Source organism: Nonomuraea sp. NPDC049400 (genome assembly GCF_044466425.1).
Classification (GTDB): domain Bacteria; phylum Actinomycetota; class Actinomycetes; order Streptosporangiales; family Streptosporangiaceae; genus Nonomuraea.
Genome location: NZ_JBITMP010000011.1, coordinates 280,008 through 298,352, shown reverse-complemented (window position 1 = coordinate 298,352; position 18,345 = coordinate 280,008). Strand labels below are relative to the sequence as shown.

22 protein-coding genes are annotated in these 18,345 nt (G+C 71.9%); 9 read left to right on the top strand and 13 right to left on the bottom strand.

Annotated elements, in window-relative coordinates; translation table 11 throughout:
* Positions 1-143: 143 nt before the first annotated feature.
* Together crcB and ACIBVN_RS20090 are read right to left on the bottom strand one after the other, a co-directional pair.
* A complete protein-coding gene (gene crcB / locus ACIBVN_RS20095; protein ID WP_397138366.1) occupies positions 144-500 on the bottom strand; it encodes a fluoride efflux transporter CrcB in 357 nt (118 codons plus the stop codon).
* Entirely contained in the window at positions 497-958 is a 462-nt protein-coding gene (locus ACIBVN_RS20090) for a fluoride efflux transporter FluC (protein ID WP_397138364.1), read from the bottom strand. The genes crcB and ACIBVN_RS20090 overlap by 4 nt, the downstream gene beginning before the upstream one ends.
* 72 nt (positions 959-1,030) lie before the next feature.
* On the opposite strand from ACIBVN_RS20090, the gene ACIBVN_RS20085 reads away from it, so the two are divergent.
* Positions 1,031-1,744: an HNH endonuclease family protein gene (locus ACIBVN_RS20085; RefSeq protein ID WP_397138362.1), complete on the top strand. Its 714-nt coding sequence runs from the start codon at positions 1,031-1,033 to the stop codon at positions 1,742-1,744.
* Positions 1,745-1,789: 45 nt separating this feature from the next.
* Here the strand turns inward: ACIBVN_RS20085 and ACIBVN_RS20080 are convergent, their stop codons facing one another.
* On the bottom strand, positions 1,790-2,626 hold the full coding sequence (locus tag ACIBVN_RS20080; protein ID WP_397138360.1) for a GDSL-type esterase/lipase family protein: 837 nt from the start codon (positions 2,624-2,626) through the stop codon (positions 1,790-1,792).
* 217 nt (positions 2,627-2,843) lie between these two features.
* On the opposite strand from ACIBVN_RS20080, the gene ACIBVN_RS20075 reads away from it, so the two are divergent.
* Positions 2,844-4,073, top strand: a complete 1,230-nt coding sequence (locus ACIBVN_RS20075) for an isochorismate synthase MenF (RefSeq protein ID WP_397138358.1) — start codon at positions 2,844-2,846, stop codon at positions 4,071-4,073.
* Here the strand turns inward: ACIBVN_RS20075 and ACIBVN_RS20070 are convergent, their stop codons facing one another.
* Positions 4,074-4,694 (bottom strand): YigZ family protein, encoded by a 621-nt coding sequence (locus ACIBVN_RS20070; protein WP_397138356.1) that lies wholly within the window; start codon positions 4,692-4,694, stop codon positions 4,074-4,076. It abuts the gene before it with no gap.
* A 108-nt stretch (positions 4,695-4,802) separates the two neighbouring features.
* Between ACIBVN_RS20070 and ACIBVN_RS20065 the strand changes: the two genes are divergently transcribed.
* Entirely contained in the window at positions 4,803-5,651 is an 849-nt protein-coding gene (locus tag ACIBVN_RS20065; protein WP_397138354.1) for a metallophosphoesterase family protein, read from the top strand.
* Here the strand turns inward: ACIBVN_RS20065 and ACIBVN_RS20060 are convergent.
* On the bottom strand, positions 5,645-6,883 hold the full coding sequence (locus tag ACIBVN_RS20060) for a hypothetical protein (protein WP_397138352.1): 1,239 nt from the start codon (positions 6,881-6,883) through the stop codon (positions 5,645-5,647). The genes ACIBVN_RS20065 and ACIBVN_RS20060 overlap by 7 nt on opposite strands.
* Before the next feature lie 178 nt (positions 6,884-7,061).
* Between ACIBVN_RS20060 and ACIBVN_RS20055 the strand changes: the two genes are divergently transcribed.
* Entirely contained in the window at positions 7,062-7,646 is a 585-nt protein-coding gene (locus ACIBVN_RS20055) for an ArsR/SmtB family transcription factor (RefSeq protein ID WP_397138350.1), read from the top strand.
* Positions 7,646-8,944, top strand: a complete 1,299-nt coding sequence (locus tag ACIBVN_RS20050) for an MFS transporter (RefSeq protein WP_397138348.1) — start codon at positions 7,646-7,648, stop codon at positions 8,942-8,944. Before ACIBVN_RS20055 ends, ACIBVN_RS20050 begins: the two co-directional genes overlap by 1 nt.
* Here the strand turns inward: ACIBVN_RS20050 and ACIBVN_RS20045 are convergent.
* From ACIBVN_RS20045 to ACIBVN_RS20030, 4 genes are all read right to left on the bottom strand, one after another.
* A complete protein-coding gene (locus tag ACIBVN_RS20045) occupies positions 8,934-9,077 on the bottom strand; it encodes a hypothetical protein (RefSeq protein WP_397138346.1) in 144 nt (47 codons plus the stop codon). The genes ACIBVN_RS20050 and ACIBVN_RS20045 overlap by 11 nt on opposite strands.
* A 252-nt stretch (positions 9,078-9,329) precedes the next feature.
* A complete protein-coding gene (locus ACIBVN_RS20040) occupies positions 9,330-10,085 on the bottom strand; it encodes an ATP-binding cassette domain-containing protein (protein WP_397138343.1) in 756 nt (251 codons plus the stop codon).
* On the bottom strand, positions 10,082-11,113 hold the full coding sequence (locus ACIBVN_RS20035; RefSeq protein WP_397138341.1) for an ABC transporter permease: 1,032 nt from the start codon (positions 11,111-11,113) through the stop codon (positions 10,082-10,084). Before ACIBVN_RS20035 ends, ACIBVN_RS20040 begins: the two co-directional genes overlap by 4 nt.
* The gene (locus ACIBVN_RS20030) at positions 11,110-12,090 is read right to left on the bottom strand and encodes a sugar ABC transporter substrate-binding protein (protein WP_397138339.1); all 981 of its coding nucleotides are present in this window, start codon (positions 12,088-12,090) and stop codon (positions 11,110-11,112) included. Before ACIBVN_RS20030 ends, ACIBVN_RS20035 begins: the two co-directional genes overlap by 4 nt.
* A 117-nt stretch (positions 12,091-12,207) precedes the next feature.
* On the opposite strand from ACIBVN_RS20030, the gene ACIBVN_RS20025 reads away from it, so the two are divergent.
* Positions 12,208-12,843: a TetR/AcrR family transcriptional regulator gene (locus tag ACIBVN_RS20025; protein ID WP_397138337.1), complete on the top strand. Its 636-nt coding sequence runs from the start codon at positions 12,208-12,210 to the stop codon at positions 12,841-12,843.
* On the opposite strand, the gene ACIBVN_RS20020 is transcribed toward ACIBVN_RS20025, so the two are convergent.
* From ACIBVN_RS20020 to ACIBVN_RS20010, 3 genes are read right to left on the bottom strand one after another with little or no spacing between them, the layout of a single operon-like run.
* Complete coding sequence (locus tag ACIBVN_RS20020) at positions 12,840-12,998, bottom strand: hypothetical protein (RefSeq protein WP_397138335.1); 159 nt, start codon at positions 12,996-12,998, stop codon at positions 12,840-12,842. The genes ACIBVN_RS20025 and ACIBVN_RS20020 overlap by 4 nt on opposite strands.
* A 24-nt stretch (positions 12,999-13,022) precedes the next feature.
* A complete protein-coding gene (locus tag ACIBVN_RS20015) occupies positions 13,023-13,976 on the bottom strand; it encodes an HpcH/HpaI aldolase/citrate lyase family protein (protein WP_397138333.1) in 954 nt (317 codons plus the stop codon).
* Entirely contained in the window at positions 13,973-15,160 is a 1,188-nt protein-coding gene (locus tag ACIBVN_RS20010) for a CaiB/BaiF CoA transferase family protein (RefSeq protein WP_397138331.1), read from the bottom strand. The genes ACIBVN_RS20015 and ACIBVN_RS20010 overlap by 4 nt, the downstream gene beginning before the upstream one ends.
* A 68-nt stretch (positions 15,161-15,228) precedes the next feature.
* Between ACIBVN_RS20010 and ACIBVN_RS20005 the strand changes: the two genes are divergently transcribed.
* The 3 genes from ACIBVN_RS20005 to ACIBVN_RS19995 all read left to right on the top strand — a co-directional run bounded on the left by ACIBVN_RS20005 (position 15,229) and on the right by ACIBVN_RS19995 (position 17,530).
* Positions 15,229-15,882 (top strand): GntR family transcriptional regulator, encoded by a 654-nt coding sequence (locus ACIBVN_RS20005; protein WP_397138329.1) that lies wholly within the window; start codon positions 15,229-15,231, stop codon positions 15,880-15,882.
* Positions 15,883-15,948: 66 nt separating this feature from the next.
* The gene (locus tag ACIBVN_RS20000) at positions 15,949-16,728 is read left to right on the top strand and encodes a hypothetical protein (protein WP_397138327.1); all 780 of its coding nucleotides are present in this window, start codon (positions 15,949-15,951) and stop codon (positions 16,726-16,728) included.
* A 91-nt stretch (positions 16,729-16,819) separates the two neighbouring features.
* The gene (locus tag ACIBVN_RS19995; protein WP_397138325.1) at positions 16,820-17,530 is read left to right on the top strand and encodes an HAD family hydrolase; all 711 of its coding nucleotides are present in this window, start codon (positions 16,820-16,822) and stop codon (positions 17,528-17,530) included.
* A gap of 18 nt (positions 17,531-17,548) precedes the next feature.
* Here ACIBVN_RS19995 and ACIBVN_RS19990 read toward each other — a convergent pair whose 3' ends face one another.
* A complete protein-coding gene (locus ACIBVN_RS19990; protein WP_397138323.1) occupies positions 17,549-18,322 on the bottom strand; it encodes an inositol monophosphatase family protein in 774 nt (257 codons plus the stop codon).
* Positions 18,323-18,345 lie beyond the last annotated feature (23 nt).

The following is an 18,345-nucleotide window of genomic DNA, read 5'->3' as shown; positions in this document are numbered from 1 at the left end:
AAGTCCGGTGATGGAGCCCTCGGGAACTCTCGTGTCGATGGGGCGCTGGGAGATTCCGAGGCACCGCATCTCATGCTCCTGATCGTCGGCGGGCGAATGCGCGCCCATGGTGCCACCGCTCACCGGGCGGAGGCCAGCGATTTTCACAGGGCCTGGGCCAGGGCCGCGCCGCAGTAGGCCGCGCCGAGCCCGGCCACCACGCTGGCGGCGGCGTTGGCCACCGCGTGGAAGCGCGCACCCTCCTCCATCAGGCGCACCGTCTCGTACCCGAACGTGGAGTACGTCGTCAGCGCCCCGCAGAACCCGGTGCCCGCCAGCGCCATGACCCCGCCTCCCGCGGGCAGCGCGGCCAGGAAGCCCAGCAGCGCCGACCCGGCCACGTTCACCGTCAGCGTCCCCCACGGGAACACCGTGTCGTGCCGCGCCTGCACCGCCCGGTCCGCCAGATAGCGCAGCGGCGCTCCGACCGCCGCCCCCAGTATGATCAGCACCACCGTCATCGCACGCCCGCCGTCCTCCCGGCGATCCGCCTGGTCAGCCACATGCCCGCGGCCACGGCCGCGAGCGCCGCCGCCATCGTGCCCGCCAGGTAGACCAGCCCCGTCAGCGGCGCTCCCGCCTCGACCGCCCGCCGCACGTCCACCACATACGTCGAGAAGGTCGTGAACCCGCCCAGCACCCCCACCCCCAGGAACGGCCGCACGAGCCGGTGCGCCTGCCGCACCTCCGTGATCAGCACCATGAGCACCCCGATCAGCAGGCAGCCCGACACGTTGACCAGGAAGGTCGCCCACGGGAAGTCCGCCGGCCCGCCGGGCAGCGCCGACTGCAGGCCGTAACGCCCCAGAGCGCCCAGCGCGCCGCCGGCGGCGATGGCCGCGAGCACGGGCCAGTGCAGCTCTGTGCGCTGCGCCGGGACGTGGAGGTCGACGTCCGGGTCGATCGGGCGGTCAGTCACATAACCCTCCCCGTGTCAAAACACCCGATGACGGGAATTTCTCTAGACAACCTTGGATGTTCGGAGGCCTGCTTGAGCGCGAAGGACGCCATCGCCCTTCTGGCGGGAGCCATCATCGTCGCTTCCTTCGTCGGCAGCACCAAGACCCATCCGGCCACCGCGGCGAGCCCGCTCGGCAACGCGAGCGGCACGCTGCCCGGCCTGGCACCCATCATCTCCGACGCCGACAAGGCCAGAGCACGCGGCCTCATCAAGCGCCTGCGCGTCCAGGGCCTGGGCCCCAACACCGGTTACGAGCGCACCCGGTACGGCGAGAACTGGGCCGACAACGCGATCGGCGTGCCGTACGCGCGCAACGGCTGCCGCACCCGCGACGACCTGCTGGCGCGCGACGGCCAGAACGTGACGTACCGGGCGGGCTCCAGCTGCGAGGTCGTCTCGATGGAGCTGACCGACCCCTACACCGGCAGGACCATCCACTGGCACAAGGACAATGCCGACGAGGTGCAGGTCGATCATGTGGTGCCGCTGAACTACGCCTGGCGCATGGGCGCGCCGCGCTGGGCGATGTCCAAGCGGCTGGACTTCGCCAACGACCCGCTCAACCTGCTGCCCGTGGACGGCGACGCCAACGAGCAGAAGGACGCCTCGGGGCCGGCGAGCTGGCTGCCGCCGCAGCGGCGCATCCGGTGCGCGTACGTCACCCGCTTCGCGCAGGTCGCGCTCAAGTACGACGTGCCCGTGCGTGCGGCCGACAAGAAGATGATGCTCACCCAGTGCCGCTGACCATTCGGCCGGCGTCTCTTGGGGTAGGGGTCTGGGCTGAGGTCGTCAGCGGGGGTCGAGCCAGGTGAAGCCGTGCTCGAACGTCAGCTGCGCCAGGATCCGCTGCCCGGCCGTGTTCGGGTGGAAGTAGTCCCACCGGCTGAGGTGGTCGAGCGTGAAGCGGTAGGAGAACACCGCGCCCCCGTCGGTGTGGCAGGCCGGGCCGAAGGCGGCGCACGCCTCGGCCGCCGCCTTGTTGTAGGCCGCGACCCGCGCCCGCACCCGGTCGCGGCGCTCGGTGTCGGCCCGCGCGGTGGAGTCGGGCTTGGCGAGCATGGTCTGGCAGATCCGCCCCACTGTCCAGAACGTGCGCGCGAGCGCGCTGGCCTTGCCGACCTGCCACAGCCGCCGCAGGTCGGGGATGCTGGCGATGAGCACCCTGGCCGTGGGCATGCCGGCGCGCAGCTCGGCCAGGGCCGCGTCCAGCCGCTGCCGGTACGTCTCGACGGGCGTCATGGACTGCTCGGAACGGGTGCACGCGTCCTGGGCGCCCACCAGGATCGTCACGTAGTCGGCCTTGGCCTCGACCGCCTTGCGCACCTGGCCGAGCAGGTCGGCGCTGGTCGCTCCGGGGGCGGCGAAGTTGAGGTTGTGCTTGTGGAGCGTTCCAGACATCTGCGACAGGCGCAGGTAATGGCTGGACACCTGCGGGTTGTCGCCGACCGACCACGAGCGCGCGCCGCAGCGGACGTACCAGCCGCAGGCGTTGAAGCCGCTGGAGATCGAGTCGCCGAGCGCGGCCATGACCGCGGGCACCGGCTGGGCCTCGGGGGCGGCCTGGGCCGGCGCGGCGAATGAGGCGAGAATCACTGGAGCGAGCACGGGGCCCAGGCGACCGATCATGGACCCAAGGTAGGAAGTGGATCATCGACCGGCTATGGCGTTCCGGCAAGGTCTGTGATTTCAGGACCGACTTCATATCGCCGCTTGACAGGCCGGACGCGATCAGGTCGGGGCGAATACGGCTCACCGTCCGGGTTTTTCCGGGTTCATTGTCCGTAACCTTGCATTGACGGGGGTCCGAGTCGAACGTGTTCAGTTCCCGCATAGAGTGTCTTGGGTGAGTGTCGCGCTCGGAACAACCCGCCCGCTGCCGGTTCGCACCACCCCCGTCGGTGACCCGGGCGATCTGCTGGCATCCCTGCCCAGGACGGCGCCCTACGCCTGGGTCAGGAACGGCGAAGGGCTCGTCGGCTGGGGTGAGGCCGCACGGGTGGCCGTGCCCCCTGGCCCTGGCCGGTTCGCCTGGGCCCGCCAGTGGCTGGCCACCGTGTTCGGCGACGCCCATGTCGACGACGCCGTGCGCACGCCCGGCTCCGGTCCGGTCGCCTTCGGCAGCTTCACCTTCGACGAGGACGCCCACGGCTCCGTCCTCGTCGTCCCGCGCGCCGTGCTGGCCCGCCGCGACGGCCACGCCTGGCTCACCACGATCGGCGACGCGCCGCTGGAGAGGTTCTCCCCCGTCCGCGACCCCGGCCGCATCCGCTACGGCGACGGCAGCCTGACCGCTCCGCAGTGGGAGGAGGTCGTGGCCAGGGCCGCCAAGCGCATCCGTGACGGGGAGCTGGAGAAGGTCGTGCTGGCGCGCGACCTGGTCGCCACCGCCGAGCGGCCCATCGACGTGCGGCTGCTGCTCACCCGGCTGGCCCGGCGCTATCCGGAGTGCTACACGTTCTCCGTCGCGGGGCTGGTCGGGGCGACGCCCGAGCTGCTGATCCGGCGTACGGGCCAGGAGATCGAGTCGCTCGTGCTGGCCGGCACCACCGCCCGCGGCACCGGCCCGGCCGACGACTTCGCGCGCGGGGCCGCGCTGTTCGCCTCGCCGAAGGACCGCCACGAGCACGAGTGCGCGATCGCCTCGGTCCGCCAGGCCCTCGCCCCGCTCTGCTCCTTCCTGGCGACGCCCGACGAGCCCGAGCTGCTGGTGCTGCCCAACGTGCAGCACCTGGCCAGCCACGTCAGCGGGCGGCTGGCCGACGGGGCGTCGGTGCTGGACGTGGTCGCGGCCATGCACCCCACGGCCGCCGTCGGCGGCACCCCGACCCGCACCGCGATCGAGGTCATCCGGGAGCTGGAGGGCATGGACAGGGCCGGCTACGCCGGGCCCGTCGGGTGGATCGACGCCCACGGCGACGGCGAGTGGGGCATCGCGCTGCGCTCGGGGCTCGTTCAGGGCCGCCGCGCCCGCCTGTTCGCGGGCGGCGGCATCATGGGCGACTCCGACCCGGCCGCCGAGCTGGCGGAGGCCCAGGCCAAGTTCCGCGTCATGCAGTACGCCCTGGAGGGGTGATCAGGCGGGGACGTGGAGGTCGTCGCCCACGTCCACGCGCGCCCGCCCGGCGGTCAGCGTGGCCATCCAGTCGACGAACGGCGCCACCTCGTCCTCGCCCACGGCGACGGCGAAGGTGACCTCGCCCGCGTACGTCACGTCACGCACCGGGTGGCGGGAGGCCCGCAGGTCGTTCTCCACCCGCCCGGCCTGGTCGTGCGCCACCGCGACGCGCACGAGCCTGGCCGGCACCATCCGCACCGGCTCGGCCCGGTCGAGGGTCTCGGTCACGGCGGAGCCGTACGCGCGCACCAGGCCGCCCGCCCCCAGCAGGGTGCCGCCGAAGTAGCGGGTCACCACCGCGACCACGTCGCTGAACCCCCTGCCCACCAGGGCCTGCACCATCGGCGTGCCCGCGGTGCCGCCCGGCTCGCCGTCGTCGTCGCCCTTCTGGATGCGCTCGCCGATGACGTAGGCGGTGCAGTTGTGGGTCGCGCCGGGATGCTGCCGGCGCCGCTCGCCGATGAACGCGACCGCCTCCTCGACGCTGCGCGCGGGAGCCAGGGCGCAGATGAAGCGCGAACGCTTGGCCTCCGTCTCGTGCTCGACGACGGTGGCGAGGGTGAGGTACGGGGCGGGCACATTCGACAGCGTATTCGGCTGCTGCGGCGGCGCGGGCACCGCCCGCGCCCTGTGAGGCCCGCCTGCCGCGTGGCATGCTCGTAGTCACGCGCGAAGGAGGTACGCCCGTTGCCCAGACAAGGCGAGAGCAAGTTGCTGGCCATCAGCGACCTGCACGTCGGTTACGCGGAGAACCGGGCCATCGTGCAGGAGCTGAAACCGGCCACCCCCGGTGACTGGCTGCTGGTCGCGGGCGACGTCGGCGAGCGGCTGGCGGACATCGCCTGGGCGCTGGAGCTGCTGGCGGGCCGGTTCGAGCGGGTCGTCTGGGTGCCGGGCAATCACGAGCTGTGGAGCCCGCCGGACGAGTCGCCGGACCTGCGCGGAACGGCCCGCTACGAGCATCTGGTCGGCATGTGCAGGGACCTCGGCGTCCTGACCCCCGAAGACGCGTACCCCGTTTGGGAGGGGGCGGGCGGACCGGTCAGGATCGTGCCTCTCTTCCTGCTCTACGACTACACGTTCCGGCCGGCCGGCCACCACACCAAGGAGAGCGCGCTCGCGTACGCCCACAGCACCGGGGTGGTCTGCACCGACGAATACCTCCTGCACCCGGACCCCTACCCGAGCCGTGAGGCGTGGTGCGAGGCCCGGGTGGAGCTGACCGAGCGGCGGCTGGCCGGGCTCGACGACGTGCCGCTGGTCTTCGTGAACCACTATCCCCTGGTGCGCGAGCCGACCGACATCCTGCGTTACCCCCAGTTCGCCCAGTGGTGCGGCACGACGGCCACCCGGGAGTGGCACACGCGCCACCCGACCGCCGCCATGATCTACGGCCACCTCCACATCCCCCGCGTCACCTGGTACGACGGCGTGCGTTTCGAGGAGGTGTCGCTCGGCTACCCGAGGGAGTGGCGCCGGCGGCCGGATGGCCCCATGCTGCTGCGCGACGTGATCGTCGAGGAAGGCCGTCAGTAGCCTCTGGTGACCTTCACTCCTGGCCCGATCTTGCGCGGCACCCCGATGCCGTCGATCAGGTTGCCGCTGGAGGCGACGGACATCGACTTGCCTTCCCCGTCGCCCTTGGCCAGCAGGATGCCCGTCTCACGCTTGGTGCCGTGGCCCAGGATCGTGTTGCCGGTGAGCGCCGCGTGGCCGGTGCCGTAGTTGACCGCGTCCAGGGCGAGGTAGACGAAGTTCACGTCGGGGGGCAGCGACCCGGAGTCGGTGAACGTGCGCTCCGGCGGCGCCGCGCCCTCCTGCCTGGCCTTGCCCAGCGCCTTGCGCAGTGCCGCCAGCCCGTCCGGCGGCGGCAGGAACTTGTGGATCCGGTTGGCGTTGATCGTCGTGTTCGCCTCGCCCTGCAGGTCGCAGCGGATGCCGTAGTACGTCTGGTTCGCCGTGCTCTCGGCGCCGAAGTCCTCGATGTAGTTGTTCTGGATCGAGGTGCCGAAGCAGCGGTGGGCGTCGATGGCGTTCTTCGGCGTCGCGTACAGGTGCAGGTCGCTGAACGTCCAGCCGGCCGCGTTGTCGCTCTGGATGGCGTGCGTGCCGCTGAAGCCGATCCAGGAGCGCTGCAGCGTCCAGTCGGTGACGGAGTTGCCGGGGTCGACGACCCGCAGCCCGGCCTCGGCGGCGCCCTCGATGTAGACGTCGCTGATGACGCTGTTGACCATGGTGTTCTTCAGCAGCGTGCCGTTCTGTGACGGGTTGCTGATGCGGATGCCGTCGGACGGCGTGCCGTAGATGTCCACGTCGTACACGCGGGTGTTCCACGAGCGCAGCAGCAGCCCCACGGTGCCGGTGTTGTTGTCCCGGTTGCCGTCGATCGTGAGCTTCTCGACGCGGATCGTGCTGCCGCTGTAATCGGTGTTCTTCACCCACCCCTCGGAGGCGAGCACCGCGGGCAGGTTGGCGCCGTCGGCCTGCCTGAGCACCGCCCCGGCCTTGGCGTCGCCCCGGTACGTGCGCCGGTCCTCCAGGCTGATCGTGGCGTCGATCAGGCACGTGCCCTTGATGACGATCTCGTCGCCCTCCTTGGAGGAGTCGATCGCGGCCTGCAGCGTCTTGGCGTCGCCGGTGGTGTTGGCGCAGGCCGCCTCCACCCTTGAGGCCGCGGCGGGCGGCACCGGCATGAGGATGGCGGCCCCCGTCACGGCCATGGCGAGAGCGGCGCCGCCGGCGAGCAGGCGGGTCGGTGAATGACGCACTGTCGGTCCTTCCGTCAGAACGATGTCCCCGGAGACGCGGCACCCCCGAGCGCCTCCGTGTCGATCATTCTCACCGGGCCGGGCGCGGTTCGTGATCTCTTTTCGGGCGCGAAAAACCGCAAACACTTCTTCGCGAAGAACTCTTTGCGAAGAAGTGTTTGCGGTTTACCTTCTAAGCATGACTCGATCCCCTGAGGGCGTGGTCGTCCTCGACGCCAAGGGCCTGCGGGCCCTCGCCCACCCCGTACGGGTGCAGCTCGTGGACCTGCTGCGCAAGCACGGCCCGTCCACCGCCACCCGGCTGGCCGAGCGCCTGGGGGCGAACTCGGGAACGGCCAGCTACCACCTGCGCAGGCTGGCGGCGGCCGGGTTCGTCGAGGAGGACACCGAGCGGGGCAACGCGCGGGAGCGGTGGTGGCGCTCGGTCCACCGGTCGACGCGTCTCACGGACGAGGACGGGCTGACCGAGCGCGAGCCCGAGGCGGTGCTGGCCTACATGCAGTCCGTCGCCGCCCTCTACAACCTGCGCGTCCAGAAGGCGCTCAACGAGCTGCAGACCATGCCGAAGCCGTGGCGGCGCGTGCTCGACCTCAGCTCCCACGCGTTCCGCCTCACCCTGGAGGAGGCGGAACAGCTGCGGGAGGACCTGGTCGAGCTCGTCGAACGCTACCGGCGTGACGGCGAGGAGGCGCCGCCGGACGCGGTCCGGGTCTACCTGATGCCGCACGTGCTGCCCGAACTGGACGATCCGGAGGAGCCGTGATGGAGCCGCGCCGGTCCTTGCGGCCGATGGCCGGGGTGCTCGCGGCGATGACCGTGTCGATGACCGCGACCCGCGTGTCGGCCATCGCGCTGCCCTGGTTCGTGCTGACGAGCACCGGGAGCGCCGCGTTGACGGGGGTGGTGGCGTTCGCGGAGATGGCCCCGTACGTGCTGGTCAAGGCGCTGACCGGGCCACTCGTCGACCGGGCGGGGCCGCGCCGGATCTCATGGGTCTGCGACGTCGTGAGCGCCTCGGCCGCCGCCGCGGTGGTCCTGCTGCACGCGACTCATCTGCTGCCGCTGGGCGCGCTCATCGCACTGGTCGCGTTGATCGGCGCGGCCCGCGGGCCCGGAGACCTGGCCAAGGAGATCATGGTCCCGGAGGCGGCCGAGCGCGGGCGGGTGCCGCTGGAGCGGGCCACCGGGCTGATGGGCGTGACGGAGCGGCTGGCCTCGACGGTGGGTCCTGGGCTGGGCGGCGCGATGGTGGCGCTGCTCGGCCCGCTGGCCAGCCTGGCCATCAGCGCGGTCTGTTTCGCGCTCGGTTCGGTGGTCGTGGCCGCGGCGCTGCCGCGCGGCATGGGGCACCGCGCACCCGGAACGGGAGAGCAGCAGGAGGGGTACTGGCGGCGGTTCGGCCAGGGCTTCGCGTTCCTGCGCGGCGAGCCGCTGCTGCTCGCGATCATCGTGATGGTCGGCGTCACGAACCTGCTGGACGCGGCCTTCAACCAGGTGCTCGCGCCCGTGTGGGCGAAGGAGTCCGGCCACGGCCCCGCAGTCCTCGGGCTGAACAGCAGCGTGATGGGGCTGACCGCGATCGGGGGCAGCCTGGTGGCCGCCGTGATCGCGCACCGGATGCGGCGCAGGCCGGTGTTCTTCGTGGCGTTCCTGTTCGCCGGGCCACCGCACTTCCTCATCCTGGCCACGGATGTACCGGTGTGGGCGCTGGTGTCCGTGTTCGCGGTGTGCGGGTTCGCCAGCGGTTTCCTGAACCCGATCCTGGGCGCGATCTCGTACGAGCGGGTGCCCCGCCATCTCCTGGGCCGGGTGAACGCCCTGCAGAGCTCGCTGGCCTGGGCCGGCATCCCGCTGGGCGGGCTGCTGGGCGGGGCCGCCGTGACGGCGGTGGGCCTGTTGCCCGTGCTGCTGGTGTCCGGGGTCGCCTACGGGCTCACCACGAGCCTGACCGGGCTGCGTCGCGAATGGCGGGAGATGGACCGGCTGCGAGGGCAGGGGCCTCCAGCCGTACCGGCGCCGGAGGAGAGCACCGGTACGGTGGGTGACCGGCTCAGCCGGTGATCATGCCCTGCGTCAGGTCGGCGGCCGTGGCCCTGTGGGAGCGGCGCTCGGCGGGGCCGTAGCCGCCGCCACCGCCCGACTCGCAGCGCAGCACGTCCCCCGCCGTGACCGGCAGCGCGTTCGCCTTGAGCATCTCGCGCAGCCTGTGCACGCCGCACTGGACGGGCCGCACCGTCTGTGCGGCCCGCCCTGCGGCCCAGGCGTAATAAGGGCCCCGGGGGCACTGCCGCGAGCGTGTAGATCAAGGCTCCATCCACCGCCGCGGCGCCCGCCTGCTGATCATCGTGGTCACGTGAACCCCCCGGATGAAAGTCACGCCGAGGGGTTTGTGCCTTTTTGTTCCTCCAGGCCACCGCCCGAACTGGTCAAATTCCCGCCAAGCGGTTCACTCCCGCTCCAGTTCGTGCGCCAGCTCCTCCAGCTCCGCCCCGCCGGCCATGAGCGCGGTCAGCTCCTGCGGGGTGATGTCCGCCTTGCCGTACTCGCCCAGGCTGGTACCCCGGTTGAGCAGCAGGAACCGGTCGCCCACCGGGTAGGCGTGGTGGGGGTTGTGGGTGATGAAGACGACGCCGAGCCCGCGGTCGCGGGCCCTGGCGATGTAGCGCAGCACGACTCCGGCCTGCTTGACGCCGAGCGCCGAGGTGGGCTCGTCGAGGATGAGGACGCGGGCGCCGAAGTGGACGGCCCTGGCGATGGCCACCGACTGCCGCTCGCCGCCGGACAGCGTGCCGACCGGCTGGTCCACGTCGCGGATGTCGATGCCCATGGCCCGCAGTTCCTCCCGCGCCACGCGGCGCGCCTTGGCCACGTCGAAGGCCAGGCCCTTCCTCGGCTCGGAGCCGAGGAAGAAGTTGCGCCAGACCGACATGAGGGGGATCATCGCCAGGTCCTGGTAGACGGTGGCGATGCCGCGCTCGAGCGCGTCGCGGGGGCCGGCGAAGCGCACCTCCTGCCCGTCCACCAGGAGCGTGCCCGCGTCGTGCTGGTGCACCCCGGCGAGGATCTTGATGAGCGTGGACTTGCCCGCGCCGTTGTCGCCGAGCACGCAGGTGACCTCGCCGGCCCGCACGCCCATCGACACGTCGCGCAGCGCCAGCACCGAGCCGAACGTCTTGCCGATGCCCCTGGTCTCGAGGATCAATGCCGCACCTCCTCGGCGTACCGCCGGACCAGGCGGTTGGCCAGCGTCGCCAGCAGCAGCATCGCGCCCAGGAAGAACTTGAACCAGTCGGCGTCCCAGCCCAGGAACACGATGCCCTTGTCGGCCATGCCGAATATGACCGCGCCGATGGCCGCCCCGATGGCGGAGCCGTACCCGCCGGTGAGCAGGCAGCCGCCGATGACGGCGGCGATGATGTAGATGAACTCCTGCCCGATGCCGATGTTGGCCTGCACGGACGTGTACCGCAGCGCGAGGATCGAGCCGACCAGCCAGGCGGCGAACGCCGTGGTCATGAACAGCGCGATCTTCGTGCGGGCGGCGGGCACGCCGACCGCGCGGGCGGCCTGCTCGTTGCCGCCCACCGCGAAGATCCAGTTTCCGGCCGTGGAGCGCATGAGCACCCAGGTGGCCCCGGCGGTGACCAGGATCCACCACAGGATCGCCACCCGGAAGGAGGTCCCGCCGATCTCCACGGTCCCCGCGAAGATCGCGTTCGCGCTGTCGAAGCCCGGGGCCCGGCGCAGGCCGCTGACCTGCACGGTGCCGGTGATGGCCTTGGTGACGCCGAGGTTGACGCCCTGGAGCATGAGGAACGTGCCCAGCGTGACGATGAAGCTGGGCAGCTTGGTCCTGGTGACGATCAGCCCGTTGGCGAACCCGACACCCAGCGCCACGACCAGCCCGACGAGCATGGCCGGCCACACGCCGAACCCGAAGCGGGTGGCCAGCGTGACGAGGATCAGCCCGCTCGTGCCCGTCAGCACGCCCGCCGACAGGTCGAACTCGCCGCCGATCATCAGCAGCGCGACCGCGACCGCCATGATGCCGAGCGTGGCGGCCGGGTCGAGCCAGTTCGCGATGCCGGCCGGCGACCGGAACACCGGCGACTGGACGGCGAAGAACACGAACACCACGACCAGGCCGACCACCGCGCCCAGCTCGGGCCTGATCAGCAGACGGCGGGCCAGGCCGACGTCGGCGACCCGCTCGTCGGCCGTGATCGTCATCGCGTGCCCGCCGCGGCCAGCTTGGCCACCTGGTCGGCGTTGTCCTTGGTCACGAAGCCCGGCCCGGTGTTGACGGGCAGCCCGCCGCCGACAGTGTTGAGGTTGTTCTTGTACAGGTGGAGGAACGTGATCGGCAGGTAGCCCTGCAGGTACTGCTGCTGGTCCACGGCGAACAGCACCTCCCCGTCCTTGATCGCGGACACCACGTCGCCCGACAGGTCGAACGTGGCGAGCTTCGCCTGCGACCCCGAGTCCTTGACGGCGTCCCTGGCGGCGATCGCGACGGCGGGGTTGAGCGCGAGCACGCCGTTGACCTGCTTGTCCGACTGGAGCTTGGCGGTGACCTTGGAGGTGACGTCGGCCAGGTTGCTCACGTCCACCTGCAGCCGCTCGACCGTGCCGCCCAGCGTCTGCTCGGCGCCCTTGCAGCGCTGGTCGAGGCCGACGTTGCCGGCCTCGTGGATGACGCACAGCAGCTTGGTGATCCCGGCCGCCTTGAGCTGCTCGCCCGCGCCGCGCCCGGCCACGTCCTCCGACTGGCCGACGTGCGTGACGGCGCCGAACGCCTTGGAGGAGTCGGCGCCCGAGTTGATGGTGATGACCGGGATCTTCGCCGCGACGGCCTTGCCGATGGCCTCCCTCAGCGCGTCGGGGTTGGCCATGGAGACCACGATGCCGTCCGCCTTCTCCGAGACGGCCTGGTCGATGAGCTGCGACTGCTTGGCGGGGTCGCCGTCGCCCTGGTAGGTGACCTTCACGCCGTACTGCTTGCCCGCGGCCTCGGCGCCGTTCTTGACCACGTCCCAGAAGGAGTCGCCGGGGGCTCCGTGGGTGATGACGGCGTAGCTCGCGCCCGCCGTGGCCGCGCCGGCGGCGGAACTCGCGGGTGCGCTCTGCGCGCTCTGGCCTCCCGAGGAGGAGCAGCCGGCGACGGTGAGCGCGCCCAGCAGGGCCAGCACGATCGGGGTACGTCTCATAGGACACCTCCAAGACCAACAGGCTCGCCCTGGTTGTATCCCAATATCATCTCTATGTATAGACATGCTGACTTATAGCGAGTAGAACGGAATCATACGTTCCCTATACTGTGAGGTATGACGAGCGCACCCATGAGTGGCCGCAAGGCACAGGCGGCCCGCAACGACGAGTTGATCCTGCAGGCGGCGCGGGCGGTCTTCACCGCCGATCCCGGCGCGCCCATCGCCGCCGTGGCCGAGAAGGCGGGCGTCGGGATCAGCGCACTCTACCGCCGCTACCCCAGCAAGGAGGCGCTGCTGCAGAAGCTCTGCGGCGACGGACTCAAGCTCTACATCGAGATCACCGAGCGGGCGCTGGCCGAGGAGGGCGATGCGTGGGAGGCGTTCGCCGGATACCTGCGCGGCATCGTGGACGGCGACACGCACTCGCTGACGATCAACCTGGCGGGCACGTTCACGCCGACGGAGGAGCTCGGCCGCGACGCCGCCCGGGCCTCGGCCCTGGCCACCGAGATCCACCGCCGGGCGGTGGAGGCGGGCGTGCTCCGGCCCGACGTGACGGTCGTGGACATCGCCCTGCTGTTCGAGCAGATGGCCTCGATCAAGCTGGGCGACGAGGAGCGCACCGCGCAGCTGCGTCACCGTTACCTGGCGCTCGTGATGGACTCGCTGCGGGTGCCGCCGGCCCATCGGGAGCTGCCTGGTCCCCCTCCGGTGGACGAGGAGCTGTCGGTGCGCTGGCGCCCGTCCTAGTCCTCACCGGCCTTCCAGCGGAACAGGTACGACATCACGAAGCCGAGCAGCCCGGTCACCCCGGCCGACACGGTCATCGCCATGCCGAGTGCGGACACGGCGCCGGAGACCAGGCCGGGGTTCCCGATGAGGAGGCCGATGGCCTGGGCCGGCACGACGACGACACGCTCCCGATGGCTCTAAGGCCGGTCCTCCGGAGGCGGGTCGGCGAGGTGGTGGGCGAGGGCCAGCGTGCGGCGGGCTCTGGCGACGATGGGGGCGTCCACGAAACGGCCGTCGGGCAGGGCGACCGCGCCGGCGCCCGACCGCTCGGCCTGCTCGGCCGCCTCGACGATCTCGGCCGCTCTGGCCGCCTCCTCCTCGGAGGGGCGGAACGCGCGCCTGATCACGGGGATCTGGCGCGGGTGGATCGCGGTCCTGCCGAACAGGCCGAGCGCGCGGCCCGCGAGGCAGGAGGCGAGGAGCCCGGCCTCGTCCTTGACGTTCGGGTAGACGGACATGGGCACCGGCGGCCGGCCCGCCGCGGCGGCGGCGAGGATCACCTGGAGCCTGAGGTGGTCCATGGCCCGCTCGTCGGCGAGGGCCAGCTCGGCGGCGAGGTCCTGCTCGCCGAGCGCGACGCCGGCCACCTTCGGGTGTGCCGCGATCTCCCTGGCCGCGACGATCCCGGCCGCCGACTCCAGCAGCGCGTACGCGGGAGCGCCGGTGATCGCGTCGAGCACGGCGGCCGACTCCACCTTGGGCAGCCGCACGGCGTCGGCGAGGTCCCCGACGGCTTCGAGGTCGGCCTGCCCGCGCTCGGTCGCCAGGTCGTTGACCCGCACGTGCACCTGCACCACCGCACCACCGGCCCACGCATCGCCAGAACGCTCCGCGCCCGGCCCAGGAGGAGCGTCACCGGCGCTCTGAGGACGCGCACCGGGGCGGCCGGCGGCGGTCCAGCGGGCGCGCAGGTAGGCGGCGGCGTTGGCGCGGGACTCGTCCTTGCGGGCGGGCGCGACCGCGTCCTCCAGGTCGATGATGACCACGTCCGCCCCGGAGGCGACGGCCTTGTCGAAGCGCTCGGGCCGGTCGCCGGGCACGTACAGCCAGGTGACGGGCCAGGTGAGGGGCCAGGCGAGGGGTACGTTCACGCGATCACCCCGGCCTCGCGCAGGGCGGCGATCCGCTCGCCGGAGTAGTCGAGCTCGCCGAGCACCTCGTCGGTGTCATGCCCGAGCGACCGCCCCGGCCAGCGGATCTCGCCGGGCGTGTCCGACAGGCGGAAGAGCACGTTCTGCATGGTGAGCGAGCCGAGCTCCTCGTCGGGCACCTCCACGAACGTCCCGAGCGCCGCGTACTGCGGGTCCTCGGCGATGTCGCTGACGTCGTAGATGGGCGCGACGGCGGCCTGCACCTCCTCGAAGCGCGCGATGACCTCCTCGGCGTCCCGCTCGGCGATCCAGGTGGCGACGGCCTCGTCCAGCTCGTCCACGTGCTGCACGCGCCCGTGCCCGCTGGCGAACCACGGCTGCTCGACCAGGTCAGGCCGTCCCACCAGGGTGACCACGCGCTCGGCGATGGGCTGGGCGCTGGTGGAGATGGCCAGCCACCGCCCGTCGCGGGTCCGGTACGTGTTGCGCGGCGCGTTGCTGCTGGACCGGTTGCCGGTCCGCCGGGGCACGACCCCGAGCGCCTGGTACGCGCTCATCTGCGGCCCGAGCAGGCCCAGGATGGGCTCGATGATCGCCAGGTCGATGACCTGCCCGCGCCCGGTCTGCTCACGCGCGCGCAGAGCCACCATGATCGCGTACGACATGGCGAGCCCCGCGATGCCGTCGGCCAGGGCCAGCGGCGGCAGCGTGGGCGGCCCGTCGGGCTGCCCGGTCATGGCCGCGAACCCGCTCATGGCCTCGGCCAGCGTCCCGAACCCTGGCCGCTTGGCCATCGGCCCGAACTGCCCGAACCCGGTCATCCTCGCCACGATCAGCCGCGGGTTGAGCTTGAGCAGGTCTTCGGGGGCCAGGTTCCACCGCTCCAGGGTGCCCGGACGGAAGTTCTCGATCAGCACATCGGAGCGTCCGGCCAGGTGGCGCAGGATCTCCTGGCCCTCGGCGTGCGACAGGTCCACTGCCGCGGTGCGCTTGTTGCGCGAGAGCGTCTTCCACCACAGGCCCACCCCGTCCACGGAAGCGCCGTGCCCGCGCGAGGGGTCGCCGCGCCGGGGGTGCTCGATTTTGATCACGTCGGCGCCGAAGTCGCCCAGCATCATCGCGGCGGAGGGACCGGCGAACAGGGTCGCCGCGTCGATGACCCGCAGGTCGGCGAGGCTCGTCATGGGTATGTAACTTATAAGAAATATGTCATAGGTCAACCAGATGACCGATTTGCGAGACACTTGGGGACATGTCGCCCACGGAGCCGCGGCCGCCCATGAGCAAGGCCGACTACGTCTACAGCGTGCTGCTCGAGGAGATCCGTACCGCGCGGATCCGGGGCGGCACGGCGGTGCGCGCCGGGGAGGTGGCCCGCCGGCTGGGCGTCTCGGTGACGCCCGTGCGCGAGGCGCTGCGCAGGCTGGAGAAGGACCGGCTGATCAGCTACGAGGCGCATCACGGCGCGACCGTGGTGGACCTGGGCGACGAGGCCCTGGCCGAGTACTACGGCCTGCGCGCGGTGGTCGAGGGGCTGGGAGCGCGCCTGGCCGCGGAGAAGATCACCCCCGAGGAGCTGGCCGGGCTGCGCGACCTGCACGCCTCGATGGCCGGCGACGCCGCGCACGGCAGGTACGACCGGCTCGGGGAGCAGAGCGCGCGCTTCCACCTGCGCATCGTGGACATCGGCGGCCCCGCGTTCCTGGGCGCGCACGCCAGGGCGGTGCGCAACAGCTTCCCCGTGCCCGCCGAGGCGTCCCTGTGGCTGGACGAGACGCAGGTCAAGGCCCAGCTAGAGGCGCACGAGGGCATCCTGGCCGCCCTGGAGTCCGGCGACGCCGCCACCGCGGAACGCGTCATGATCGACCACGTGCGCCGCGCCGGGGAGCACCGCAAAGAGCACTGACCGCATACGTACGTCACGGCCTCCCGTGACAAACATCAGCGTTCGCCGCCGCTCTATTGCCACGCGATGGCGACTGTTGCACGATGGCGGCTCAAGCGGTCTGGCACCTGGGAGGCAACGACTGTGGCGGACGCGTGGATATTGCATCCCGACTATCGGACTCCTCCGGTCCCCACAGGCGCAGGCATCGACGCGGGTCCCTGGCGGCACCCCGACGGCCAGATCATGAACGGCACCTACGAGCGGACGCTGCCCGGACGCCAGGTCGAGGTCGTCACCGTCTGGTACGGCCACGCGCTCAGCCACTGGCGCGGTCCCCGCATGCCGCGCTTCAGCAGCCCGCTGGTGTCGGCCTGGAACCCGGTGCTGGCCCAGGGACTGGCCGTCACCCCCGGCTCCCCCGCGCCGTACCGGGACGAGCTGTGGTGCGACCGGTGGATCGCCGACGCCCTGCTGTACGGGCGCAAGCCGTACGGGACGTTCACGCTGCCGGCGGACGAGGCGCTGCGCTGGTTCGCCAAGAGCGGCGGGACCGGGCTAGTGTACCACGCGGAGCCGGCGGGCCGGCTGATCAGGGTGGTGGCGGGCACGGCGGAGCGGTACGCGCAGCTGTTCGACCTGGACGCGCTGATCGCCGACTACCGTGACGCGCTGCCGCCGGAGCTGGCCGAGCGGGAGGTGGCGGCGCTGGAGGCGCACCGCGGCCACTCCCCCGCCCTGCGCTACATCCTGGTGGAGCACGGCGAGGCCTGCTTCGCCCAGGCCCCGCTGTCGATCCGGGGCCTCACCCTCGGCTACCCGCCCCGCGAGACCGCCGCCCGCATCGCCGCCGCGGGCGTGCCCTGACCGCATCCCCGCTGACGTCCGTGACGGAAAGAGGCGTGGACCGCTTCGTCCTAGGATGAGGGGAATATCCCTTCCACCCCGGAGGCCCGCTGTGACCGCGACCGGAACGGCCCTGCCGGGCATCAAGGGTGTGCTGTTCGACCTGGACGGCACGCTGTTCGACCATCGGGGCGCCGCCGACGCCGCGATCGTCGCCTGGGTGTCGGCGCACTCGCCCGGCCATCCGCGGCTGGCCGAGGTCGCCCTGCTGTGGGCCGCGTTCGAAGGACCGTACCTGGCGATGTGGCAGGCGGGCGAGTGCTCGTTGGAGGAGCAGCGCCGGCGGCGGCTGCGCGCGCTGTGCCAGGAGCTGTCCGTGCCGGAGCCCGGCGATCTGGACGCGGCCTACGCCGATTTCGCCGAACGCTACCGGCAGCAGTGGACGGCCTTCCACGACGCGGCGCGGGCGGTGGCGGAGCTGGACGGGCTCGCGCTCGGGGTGCTGACCAACGGGGCGCAGCGGATGCAGGAGGCGAAGGTCCGCGCGATCGGGCTGGCCGGCCAGGTCGGGCCGGTGCTGACGGGCGAGGTGCTGGGCGGCCACTTCAAGCCGTCGCCCGCCGCCTACACGGGCGCCGCGGCGGCGCTCGGGCTGGCGCCGGAAGAGGTGCTGCTGGTGGGCGACGACGTGGGCAACGACGTGACGGGACCGGCGGCGACCGGGATGCGGTCGGTCTGGCTCGACCGGCTCGGCGTCGAGTCGCCACCCGCCGGGTTCCCGCGCATCACCTCTCTGGCCGAGCTGGCGCCGCTCATCCGCTGACCACGCAGAACCGCCCGGCTACCTGGGCGCCACCTCGGCCAGCGCCGAGTGGTCCAGGTCGAACCCGCCCACATGCGCCAGATAGTCGCCCTTGGCCAGCGGGTCGCCGAGGTACACGCCGCCGGCCTGGCGCACCAGCAGCGCCCCCGCCGCCACGTCCCAGGGATTGGCTTTGGTGCCGTACGCGGCGTCCGACCAGCCTGCGGCCACGTGCGCGAGCTTGAGCGCGGCGCTGCCGGGCCGGCGCACGGCGGAGAACGACTTCAGGAACCGCCCGTAACGCCGCAACGCCGCCTCCATGTCCACCTCCATGTCGAGGGCCGTCGGATAGCTCGTCAGCAGCATCGCCTCCCGGTCGTTCGAGGCTCCCACGCTCCGCAGGGGCGCGCCGTTGCACCAGGCGCCCTCGGTCGAGGCGCTGAACTCGTCCTCGCGCACCGGGTCGTACACCACGCCCGCCACCAGCTCCCCGCGCACGGCGGCGGCGACGGACACGCAGAAGAACGGCAGCCCGGTGGCGAAGTTCGCGGTGCCGTCGATGGGGTCGACGTACCAGACGAGGTCGCCGGAGCCGGTGGAGCCGCCCTCCTCGCCGACGATCGCGCTCTCGGGCAGGTGGGAGGTGATGACCGCGCGGATGATCTCCTCGGCGGCGTGGTCGTGCTCGGTCACGGGGTCGTGGAAGTCGTGTTTGGTGGCCACGTCGGGCCGGGATCTGAACGCCTTGCGCAGCCGCGGCCCGGCGGCTCTGGCCGCCTCGACGGCGATGCCGAGCAGGTGTGTCACGTCCATGTCTTCTCCAGCGCGGGGTCCGG

What these genes read in the sequence shown, in the direction of transcription:
- ACIBVN_RS19990 (WP_397138323.1), bottom strand. Translation starts at nt 18,322, where the DNA reads ATGGACGTGACACACCTGCTCGGCATCGCCGTCGAGGCGGCCAGAGCC.
- ACIBVN_RS20080 (WP_397138360.1), bottom strand. Translation starts at nt 2,626, where the DNA reads ATGATCGGTCGCCTGGGCCCCGTGCTCGCTCCAGTGATTCTCGCCTCA.
- ACIBVN_RS20050 (WP_397138348.1), top strand. Translation starts at nt 7,646, where the DNA reads ATGGAGCCGCGCCGGTCCTTGCGGCCGATGGCCGGGGTGCTCGCGGCG.
- crcB (WP_397138366.1), bottom strand. Translation starts at nt 500, where the DNA reads ATGACGGTGGTGCTGATCATACTGGGGGCGGCGGTCGGAGCGCCGCTG.
- ACIBVN_RS20005 (WP_397138329.1), top strand. Translation starts at nt 15,229, where the DNA reads ATGTCGCCCACGGAGCCGCGGCCGCCCATGAGCAAGGCCGACTACGTC.
- ACIBVN_RS20055 (WP_397138350.1), top strand. Translation starts at nt 7,062, where the DNA reads ATGACTCGATCCCCTGAGGGCGTGGTCGTCCTCGACGCCAAGGGCCTG.
- ACIBVN_RS20010 (WP_397138331.1), bottom strand. Translation starts at nt 15,160, where the DNA reads ATGACGAGCCTCGCCGACCTGCGGGTCATCGACGCGGCGACCCTGTTC.
- ACIBVN_RS20025 (WP_397138337.1), top strand. Translation starts at nt 12,208, where the DNA reads ATGACGAGCGCACCCATGAGTGGCCGCAAGGCACAGGCGGCCCGCAAC.
- ACIBVN_RS20000 (WP_397138327.1), top strand. Translation starts at nt 15,949, where the DNA reads ATGGCGACTGTTGCACGATGGCGGCTCAAGCGGTCTGGCACCTGGGAG.
- ACIBVN_RS20030 (WP_397138339.1), bottom strand. Translation starts at nt 12,090, where the DNA reads ATGAGACGTACCCCGATCGTGCTGGCCCTGCTGGGCGCGCTCACCGTC.
- ACIBVN_RS20045 (WP_397138346.1), bottom strand. Translation starts at nt 9,077, where the DNA reads ATGCTCAAGGCGAACGCGCTGCCGGTCACGGCGGGGGACGTGCTGCGC.
- ACIBVN_RS20035 (WP_397138341.1), bottom strand. Translation starts at nt 11,113, where the DNA reads ATGACGATCACGGCCGACGAGCGGGTCGCCGACGTCGGCCTGGCCCGC.